Origin of the sequence: Pedococcus sp. NPDC057267 (assembly GCF_042668795.1) — a bacterium.
Taxonomy (GTDB): Bacteria; Actinomycetota; Actinomycetes; order Actinomycetales; family Dermatophilaceae; genus Pedococcus.
In genome coordinates this window covers 1-6,618 of record NZ_JBHUYG010000153.1, presented here as the reverse complement: position 1 = coordinate 6,618, position 6,618 = coordinate 1, and the positions used below count along the sequence as shown (strand labels likewise).

Annotated in this window: 5 protein-coding genes; 2 read left to right on the top strand and 3 right to left on the bottom strand. The window is 74.3% G+C overall.

Annotated features, from left to right (window positions below):
• Positions 1–38 precede the first annotated feature (38 nt).
• Positions 39–1,274: an outer membrane lipoprotein carrier protein LolA gene (locus tag ACFUC1_RS19955; RefSeq protein WP_379122944.1), complete on the bottom strand. Its 1,236-nt coding sequence runs from the start codon at positions 1,272–1,274 to the stop codon at positions 39–41.
• Positions 1,275–1,380: 106 nt separating this feature from the next.
• Between ACFUC1_RS19955 and ACFUC1_RS19950 the strand changes: the two genes are divergently transcribed.
• On the top strand, positions 1,381–2,037 hold the full coding sequence (locus ACFUC1_RS19950) for a response regulator transcription factor (protein ID WP_379122942.1): 657 nt from the start codon (positions 1,381–1,383) through the stop codon (positions 2,035–2,037).
• 7 nt (positions 2,038–2,044) lie between these two features.
• The gene (locus ACFUC1_RS19945; protein ID WP_379122940.1) at positions 2,045–3,607 is read left to right on the top strand and encodes an ATP-binding protein; all 1,563 of its coding nucleotides are present in this window, start codon (positions 2,045–2,047) and stop codon (positions 3,605–3,607) included.
• On the opposite strand, the gene ACFUC1_RS19940 is transcribed toward ACFUC1_RS19945, so the two are convergent.
• Together ACFUC1_RS19940 and ACFUC1_RS19935 are read right to left on the bottom strand one after the other, a co-directional pair.
• The gene (locus tag ACFUC1_RS19940) at positions 3,576–5,903 is read right to left on the bottom strand and encodes an MFS transporter (protein ID WP_379122938.1); all 2,328 of its coding nucleotides are present in this window, start codon (positions 5,901–5,903) and stop codon (positions 3,576–3,578) included. The two genes, ACFUC1_RS19945 and ACFUC1_RS19940, sit on opposite strands and share 32 nt — an antisense overlap.
• Positions 5,903–6,451 carry a MarR family winged helix-turn-helix transcriptional regulator gene (locus tag ACFUC1_RS19935; RefSeq protein ID WP_379122936.1) on the bottom strand — a complete coding sequence of 183 codons (549 nt, stop codon included), beginning with the start codon at positions 6,449–6,451 and terminating at the stop codon, positions 5,903–5,905. Before ACFUC1_RS19935 ends, ACFUC1_RS19940 begins: the two co-directional genes overlap by 1 nt.
• Positions 6,452–6,618: the final 167 nt, after the last annotated feature.

Below are 6,618 nucleotides of genomic sequence, written 5' to 3'. Positions count from 1 at the left end.
CCCCAGGGTCGCCCACCCCGTCGGGTCCGCCAGCTGCGTCACTTCTGCGCTGCCAGCGCCGCGTAGAGGCGGTCCGGCGCCACCGCGCCCACGGCGTACCGGCCGTCGGTCGTCACCACCGCCGAGAAGAGGGTGCCGCTGAGCAGGTGTCCCGAGCCCCACGTGCCGGAGACCTTGGGCAGCAGCGCCAGCATCCCCTGCAGGCTCGCGGCACCCTTGGCGCCGGTCGCGCCGTTCACACCGGCCCTGTCACCGGACGCCCCTGTGCCGGGCGACGTCGACCCCGTCGAGGTGGGGAGCTTGCCGACGAGGACGGTCGTCCAGCCCTTGCCCACCACGGTCGGGCGGGAGGCGTCGGCCTGGGCCCGCGCGGCCGCGGAGCCCTTCTGCAGGTCGGCCTTTGCCGGGAAGGTGTGCTCGGTGACCTTGGTGCCGGGTGGCGGGTTGAAGGCGAACTGCGACGCGGCCGGGGTGGCGAAGTCGACGCTGGTGAAGCCGACCTCGAACGCCGGGTTGGCCGTCCTGGTCGAGTAGACCTGCACCCGCAGCGGCACGTGCTTCGTGGCGTCGATCGAGATGCGCACCTGGGCCACGAGGCTCTGCGCGTCCCTGGGCTTGAGGACCAGGTCGTAGGCCGAGCGACCGGCGACCGAGGAGGTGCCGCTCGTCGTCACCGAGGTGGTGGGGTCGAGGGCGGCTAGCGCGCGCTGCGCCGCCTCCTGCGGGGTCTTCGGCAGGTCGGTGGGCGACGGGGTCGCCCCCGGCGTCGCCCCGGCGCCCGGGGCGCCGCCGGCCGCGCCGGAGTGGTCACCGGTCGCGGACTCGGCCGGCAGGACGGTGTGGGTGGCGGTCTTGTCCTTGCTCGACCACATCCACACGTTGCGGCCGTCGCGTATGAGGTCGGACTCGCCGAGGCTGCCGACGAGCGCGAGCCGCTGCCTGTCCTGCCCGGCCAGCCACACCCGCCAGGTGTGCGTGCCCGCGATCGTCGAGGAGAGCGCGGACGACCCGCCCGAGCCGCCCTCGGCGCCCCCGCCGCCACCGAGACCGGCGATCGAGGGCAGCCCCAGGTTGGAGGTCTGCACGACCGTGCCCGACAGGCCCGCGAGCCGCGCCTGCTGCACGTCGACGAGCAGCTGCGCTGCCGACCGCGGCGGCAGGCTCGGGTCTGCACTGGCGCTGTGGTTGGCCACGAGGGCCACACCACCGACGAGGACGACGGCTGCCCCGGGGGCGAGCCAGCGGGTGGCGGGACGGGTCGAGAACACGCTCATGGGGACATCGTGCGACGGCCCACCTGTGAGGAGTCTGAGACGGCGCGGGTGCGACCTGCGCCCGAGCGGCGGCCCCGTCACGGGCGGGCGTGCCAGAGTGGTCGCCGTGCGGGTGCTGGTGGTCGAGGACGAGCAGCGGATGGCCGCTGCCCTGGCCCGGGGGCTCGGTGCCGAGGGTTTCGTCGTCGACCTGGCCGCCGACGGGCCGTCGGGGCTGGAGTCGGCCCGGTTCGGGGAGTACGACGCCGTGGTGCTCGACATCATGCTGCCGGGCCTGTCGGGCTACACCGTCGTGCGGACCCTGCGCGAGGAGGGCAACGGCGTGCCCGTGCTGCTGCTGTCGGCCAAGGACGGCGAGTACGACCAGGCCGACGGGCTCGACTACGGGGCCGACGACTACCTGACCAAGCCGTTCTCGTTCGTCGTCCTCGTCGCCCGGCTGCGCGCCCTCATGCGCCGCGGCCCCGCTCCACGGCCGCCGGTCCTCGACGCGGCGGGCATCACCCTCGACCCGTCGTCGCGCCGCGTGGAGGTCGAGGGCGTGGCGGTGGACCTATCGCGCACCGAGTTCCTCGTGCTCGAGCACCTGCTGCGCGCGCACCCGAGCGTGGTGTCGAAGGAGTCGCTGCTCGACGACGTCTGGGGTGCGGGCCAGCGCGGCGACCCCAACGTCGTCGAGGTCTACATCGGCTACCTGCGCCGCAAGCTCGGCCGCGAGCGGATCGAGACGGTCCGGGGCTCCGGCTACCGCCTGCGCGCATGAGGCGCGCATGAGACTCGGGAGCTGGTTCTCCCGGCGCACCCTGCGGGTGCGGCTCATGGCGATCGGCCTCGTCGGGATCGTCGGTGCGCTGCTGCTCGGCGGTGGCGTGCTGTATGCCGCGACGGGGGCCGCCCTCGACCGCGCCGTCCGGGCCGAGGCCCGGTCCAGCGCGCAGGACGTGGCGGCGCTGGTCAACGACGGGCGGCTGCCCGACCCGGTGCCGGTGAGCGGGGCGCAGCTCGTGCAGGTGCTCGACGCGCAGAACCGGGTGCTCTCCGGCTCGGTCGCGGCCGACCGGCTCACCCCCGTCGTGACGCCGCAGGAGCGGCCGCGGGTCCTGCGCGGCGACGCGGTGCGGGTGCCGGGTTCGCGGGCCGGCGTGTCGGGCCCGCTGGAGGTGGCTGGAGTGGCGGCAGGCCCGGCGGACGCGCCGGTCCTCGTGGTCGCCGCCGTGCCCACGGCCGACCTCGAGACCAGCCGGCGGGTCGTGCGCACGCTCCTGCTCGTCGCGTTCCCGGCCTTCCTCCTGGTCATCGGGGCGATCGCCTGGCGCGTCATCGGGTCGGCCCTGCGGCCGGTCGAGGCGCTGCGCCGGGGGGCCGAGCGCATCGGTGAGGCAGCCGACCCGGGCGAGCGCCTGCCGGTGCCCCCGACCAGGGACGAGGTGCAGGCCCTCGCGACGACGCTCAACGGCATGCTCGCCCGGCTCTCCGACGCGAGCACGCGACAGCGTGCGTTCGTGGCCGACGCGGCCCACGAGCTGCGCAGCCCGCTGGCCACGATGCGTACCCAGCTCGAGGTCGCCCAGCACCTCGGCGAGGGCGACGGGCTCGCAGCGGACCTGCTCCCGGAGGTGGAGCGGCTCGGCCGCATCGTCGACGACCTGCTGGTCCTCGCGCGGGCGGGTGCGCCGAGCCCGTCCCGGCGGTTGGAGCCGGTGGACCTCACCGCCCTGGCGACCGCCGTGGTGGCGCGGTATGCCGCCGCGCGGGTCCCCGTGACGGTCCGCTCAGGTGGTCAGTGGGCTCGTGGTGTCTCGCCGTGGGACCCCGGGTCCACCGGAGGGGCGGGCGCCGGGTCCGCAGGAGAGGCGGACGCCGGGTCCACCGGAGGGGCGGGCGCCGGGTCCGCAGGAGAGGCGCAGGGAGTCGTGGCGCAGGGGCGGCCGGAGGAGCTGGACCGGGCATTGTCGGCCCTGATCGACAACGCGGTGCGGCACGCCGCGTCGGAGGTCGTCGTCGAGGTGTCCCGTCGCCCGGCGCAGGACGGCCCGGACGTCGCCCGGGTCACCGTCTCCGACGACGGGTCCGGCATCCCGGAAGCAGACCGCGAGCGCGTCTTCGACCGGTTCGCACGGCTCGACGACGCCCGCGACCGTGACAGCGGCGGAAGCGGGCTGGGCCTGGCCATCGTCCGCGAGCTCGTGAGCCGGCACGGCGGCCGGGTCCGGCTCGACGACGCGGGACCGGGCACGCGCGCCGTGGTCCTGCTCCCGCTCGAGCGAGCAGGGCAGGACCACGGCGACGGGGCTGGGCGCCTCAGTCCTGGGTCGGGCGGTCGGGCAGGCTGACGCGCTCCGCCGACTCCTCCCCGACCCGGGCGACGTCCTCGGGTCCGGCCACGTGCTCGGAGCCGGCGTGGTCCGCAGCCGGGACGTCCTGCCGGCCCACGCGGCTGGCCTCGAGCCGGGCCCGGGCCACGATCGTCTCGGCCTCGGCGTGGGCCGCCGCGACGACGCGGTCGGCCGTGGCCTGGCTGCTGCGCAGCAGGGTGAACTCGAGGTCGTGCAGCTGCTCGGCGACGCGGTGGGTGGAGTGCCGCCCGGCCGCCGGGTCGTCGAGGTCGCGCAGGACCGAGGCCAGCCCGCGCTGGAAACCCTCGAGCGCCTCCTCGACCTCGCGCCCCAGCGAGGTGACCAGCGTGCGCGCAGCGGCGACCGCCTCGTCACCGGCCCGGGCCCGACGCCGGACCTCCTGCTCCGCGGCGCTCAGGACGTCCAGGGCTGCCACGGCGGCGAGCTCCTCGGCATCCGCCTGCGACTGCGGCTCGAGAACCCGCTCGGGGGCCGCGCCACGGGCCGGCGCGACCGGGCCCGTCGCCTCGGGCGCACCGTTCGCTGCGACCAGGCCGGTGGCCTCCGGCGCGCCGGTCGCGGTCGTGGCGGCGGTGGCCGCCGCGGCGGCCAGCGGGGCGTCCTCGGCCATCGAGGTCGGGGCCTGGTCCGGGGCCGGGGCCTGCTCGGACACCGGGGCCTGCTCGGACACCGGGGCCTGCTCGGACACCGGGGCCTGCTCGGACACCGGGGCCTGCTCCGCCATGGAGACGGTCGTGCGCAGCGGCGTCTCCTTCACGAAGAGCACGGCCAGCAGGGCAACGACGCCGAACGCCGCGGCGATGAGGAAGATGTGCCCGGTCGAGTCGCCGTACGCGGCCCGGACGATCTCGCGGATCGGCGCAGGCATGTCCTTGACGTCCAGCGTGCCGGTGCCGCCACCCGACTGGGCCGCGGCGGCCGCCTTGGGGCCGAGCGCCCTGAGGCCCGCGGCGATGTGGTCGCGCACACCGTTGGCCAGCACGGCACCGAGCACCGAGACGCCCATCGCGCCACCGAGCGTGCGGAAGAACGCGATGCTCGCCGAGGCGGCACCGATGTCCCGGACGTCGACCGAGTTCTGCACGGCGAGGACGAGGTTCTGCATCATCATGCCCATGCCGAGGCCGAGCAGGGCCATGGCCGTGCCGATCTGCCACAGCGGGGTGAGGTGGTCGAGCCGCCCGAGCCAGACCAGGCCCGCCGTGAGCAGGACGCCACCGACGATGATGATGCCCTTCCACCTGCCGGTGTTGCTGACGTAGCGGCCACCGAGGGTCGAGGAGAGCAGCAGCGCACCCATGAGCGGGATGGTGAGCAGGCCGGCGTGGGTCGGGCTGTAGCCGCGCGACACCTGGAAGTACTGGGTGAGGAAGGTCGTGCCGCCGAACATCGCGACGCCGACCGCCACGCTGGCGATGATGACCAGGCCGGTGGTGAGGTTGCGCAGCAGCCGGATCGGGATGATCGGCTCGGCTGCACGCAGCTCGACGACGATCGTCAGCGCCAGGCCGACGAGGGTGCCGCCGAGGTAGAGGGCGGTCTGCATCGACCACCACGGGAAGTCGTTGCCCGCGAAGGTGACCCACAGCAGCGGCAGCGACGACGTGATGGCGATGAGGACTGCGCCGAGGTAGTCGATCTTCGGCATCCGCTTCGGCGTGGTGATGTGCAGCGTCGCCTGGAGGATGAACATGGCGATGATCGCGAGCGGGACGCACACGTAGAACGTCCAGCGCCAGCCCAGGCCGCTGTCGACGATGAAGCCACCGAGCAGCGGGCCGCTCACGGTGGAGACCGCCATGACCGCACCCATGTAGCCGGAGTACCGGCCGCGCTCACGCGGGGCGATCATGGCACCGAGGATCGACTGGGTGAGGGCGGTGAGGCCGCCCATGCCGAGGCCCTGGACGACGCGACAGGCGATGAGGAAGCCGACGCTGTGCGACTGGCCCGCGGCCACCGAGCCGAGGACGAACACGGCGAGCGACATCTGCACGAGCAGCTTCTTGCTGAACAGGTCGGAGAGCTTGCCCCAGATGGGCGTGCTCACGGTGGTGGCGAGCAGCGACGCGGTGATCACCCAGGTGTACTGGCGCTGGGTGCCGTGCAGGTCGCCGATGATCGTGGGCAGCGCGGTCGAGACGATGGTGCTGCTGATGAGGGCGGTGAACAGTCCGGCGAGCAGGCCGGTCATGGCCTCGAGGATCTGCCGGTGGCTCATCTCCCCCGTCGGTTCGGGGATCCCGGTGGCGGGCGCGGTGGTGGCTGACATCAGTCGTTGTCCTGTGGGGTCGTGGTGGTCTCGTGGTGCCGCGTCGTTGCGGGGTGTGGGTCGGTGGCGCGCACGAGTGCGCGGTCGAGCTCGGCCAGCAGCCGTGGCAGCCGGTCGAGGTCGCCGGGAGGTATGCCGTCCAGCGCCGGCGCGAGGCGGGCGGCGGTCAGGCGCTGCACCCGGGCCAGGTGCGCCACGCCCTCGTCGGTGAGGGTGATCCGGCAGGATCGGGCGTCGGACTCGTCGGGGCGTCGGCGCACGAGGCCGTCCTCCTCGAGCTTGGGCAGGACCCGGCTGACGACCGAGGGCGCGACGCCGGCGGCGACGGCGAGGTCACCGGGGCGGTCGTGCCCGTCGGCGCGGGCCAGGGCCTTGAGGACGGCGACCGGGGTGCCCGACGCGCCCGCACCCTCCTCCTGGAGGCGCCGTCCGATCGAGCGGCTGGTGCGGATCAGTCCGGTCAGCGCCGACAGCACCTCCAGGGCGTGGTCGACGGCGGCATCGGTCGGAGCGCCGCTCGTCGGCGCCGTGGGGGCCGTGGTTGTCATGGGAACTCCTTTGGTTGCGCTACGCAACTTTAAATCACTTAGTTGCTGAATGCAACTTCAGCGTGAGGAGTGGCACCCCGGGCTGGTCGGGCCACTGCGGTCGGTGGCACCGGACCCCGGCCACGCACCGCAAAACGGCAGTTGCTGACGTGAAACGTGCGTTGGGA

What these genes read in the sequence shown, in the direction of transcription:
- ACFUC1_RS19955 (WP_379122944.1), bottom strand. Translation starts at nt 1,274, where the DNA reads ATGAGCGTGTTCTCGACCCGTCCCGCCACCCGCTGGCTCGCCCCCGGG.
- ACFUC1_RS19945 (WP_379122940.1), top strand. Translation starts at nt 2,045, where the DNA reads ATGAGACTCGGGAGCTGGTTCTCCCGGCGCACCCTGCGGGTGCGGCTC.
- ACFUC1_RS19940 (WP_379122938.1), bottom strand. Translation starts at nt 5,903, where the DNA reads ATGTCAGCCACCACCGCGCCCGCCACCGGGATCCCCGAACCGACGGGG.
- ACFUC1_RS19935 (WP_379122936.1), bottom strand. Translation starts at nt 6,451, where the DNA reads ATGACAACCACGGCCCCCACGGCGCCGACGAGCGGCGCTCCGACCGAT.